Source organism: Actinomycetota bacterium (genome assembly GCA_036280995.1).
Lineage (GTDB): Bacteria > Actinomycetota > CALGFH01 > CALGFH01 > CALGFH01 > CALGFH01.
In genome coordinates this window covers 1-2,093 of the sequence record DASUPQ010000804.1, presented here as the reverse complement: position 1 = coordinate 2,093, position 2,093 = coordinate 1, and the positions used below count along the sequence as shown (strand labels likewise).

The following is a 2,093-nucleotide window of genomic DNA, read 5'->3' as shown; positions in this document are numbered from 1 at the left end:
CGAGGACCAAGTGGTCGATGTTGGCCGCCGAGCCGGGGATGGCCAGGTCGTGCAGGACCGCCCAGCCGCGCCGCTCCAGGGGGCCCAGCAGCCGGGCGGTGCGGCGTTCCCCGGCCGCCCCGCGACGCCAGGCCATGGTGTCGGGAGTGACGCGGAATCGCAGCCGCCAGGCCAACCCGGCCGCTACGCTGGCGCCGGCCAGGGCCGCCAGGTGGGGAACGACCTGGGTGGCCAGCAGCCAGGCAGCGAGGCCGATGGCGAGGACGGCGGCGATCCGCCAGGGCAGGCTGTGGGTCCAGGCGGCCAGCTCGGTCGCCCGGCGGCGTCGGTATTCGGCGTGGGCGGAGGCGCCGGGGCGGCCGACGCCGGCCCGCACCCGCATCGCCAGCACCGGCGCTGGCACCTTCGAGTTGAGGGTGTCGCCCGGGTCGTGGTCGTGGTCGAGGTGGGTGAGGAGGGCGGCCAGGTCGGCCTGGTTGAGCGGCCGGATCGACACCCCGGGCTGAGGGTCGTCACAGGATGGCCAGAAGCCGTCCGGGTCGGGGTGGGGCCGTGGCATGGTGGCCTCCTTGTGGTGCTAGCCGGCGGCCCGCTCCGGGTCCGGCCGGCCTGGGGGCACAGCCCGCACGGTGCGGGTTGGTGCCTGGTCCTGCTGGTGGCGGTCGATTGATTGCCGGCGGGATGCCGCGCCCCGCTGCGGCTGGCGGTCGTGGTCGATGCTGTGTTGGCGGCCCTGGACCCGGGTGATGGCTTGGCGGGCGTGCTGCCAGGCGGCCCGCTGGGCGGGCTCGCGCGGCATGCGGCCGAGGGCCTGCTCGGGGTCGGTGAGGTGGTAGGTGCGTCGGTAGTCCTCGATGGTGGCGGCGGCTTGTCGCCAGGCCCGCCGGCCCCGGGTGCTGTCGGGGACCGGGCCGAGTTCGCCGCGCAAGTAGCGAGGCTGCTCCTGCTCCAGTGCGAGGCCGCGGGCGCGGCGCTGCCAGACCAGTTCGCGGACGACTTGGCGGTAGGCGGGGCCGAGGTGGGCGTTGGCCTCCAGCCAGCCAGCCCGTCGCTGTTGATGCTGGCGCAGTGCGAGTTCGGTGTCGGCGGCGCGGTCGGCTTGCTGGCGGGCCAGCATCGCTGCGGCCCGATCGGTCGCGGCCGGCTCGGCCGGCCAGCGCAGGCGAAGCATCCCCCGGCCATGGCGCTGGTGTTCGTGTGTGGCGGTGAGCTGCTCCAGGGTCTGGTCGGCTGCGGTTCGGCGGGCGCTGGCTTGCGCAAGCTCCCGGGCCCGATCCCGCGGGGCCTGGTCGAGCAGGCCGCGGAGGCGGTCGCGTTCGGCCCGCAGTTCCCGAGTCGATAGCCGCCGCAGGTCCAGGCTGCTGGGGGTGTCGATCGCCAACCGCTGGTCGCCGGCGCGCGACAGGGCCTGGGCGAGCTGGGCGTAGCCGTCGCCGACTTCACGGTCGGGCAGGTCGAGCTCGGCCGGCCCTTGGGGTTCGGGCCCGACCACTGGGTACAGGGTGGTCTGGTGCTGGGCCCGGGACAGCTGCACATACAGCCAGTTGCTGTCTTCTGTGCCGGTGAGCCGGACCAGCGCCCGCCAGCGGGTGAGCCCTTGGGCGCGATGTCCGGTGGTGGCATAGGCCAGGTCGACGCGGCGGTTGCGCTCGCCGCGGCCGCGGCCGTCCAGGTACCAGCCCGGCAGGGTCACCTCCCGCGGCTGCTTGCCGTCAACCTGGATGGTCAGGGTGCGGGCGTGGGGGTCGAGGGCGGTGATGGTGCCGCGGGTCCCGTTAGCGATCCCGAGCTGGGCGATGGCGTTGCGGCCGCACACCACTCGATCCCCCACCGCCACCTGGAGATCCTCGACCTGGAGGCGGTCGGGGCCCAGGCGGCCCCGGGCGGCCAACAGCTGCTGGCAGGCCACATTGAGCCGGTCGACCTCACCCCGCCGATAGGCCAGCAAGGCGACGTCCTCGCTGGGATTGTGCTCGGCCTGCTGCCAGGCCGCCCACCAGTCCTGAAGCAGGGCCAGGGTGGCGGCCGGCTTGCTGTCGGCGGCGACGACCCGGTCATGCGCGCGGTAGGCGGCCACGGCCTCGTCGACCAGG

2 protein-coding genes are annotated in these 2,093 nt (G+C 74.8%); both read right to left on the bottom strand.

All coding sequences use genetic code 11. The features are described 5' to 3' along the window. On the bottom strand, positions 1-559 hold a 559-nt coding region (locus tag VF468_26870), incomplete at its 3' end, for a nuclease-related domain-containing protein (GenBank protein ID HEX5881912.1). A gap of 18 nt (positions 560-577) precedes the next feature. Then, positions 578-2,093 (bottom strand): hypothetical protein (locus tag VF468_26865; protein ID HEX5881911.1); only part of this gene is annotated, 1,516 nt, incomplete at its 5' end.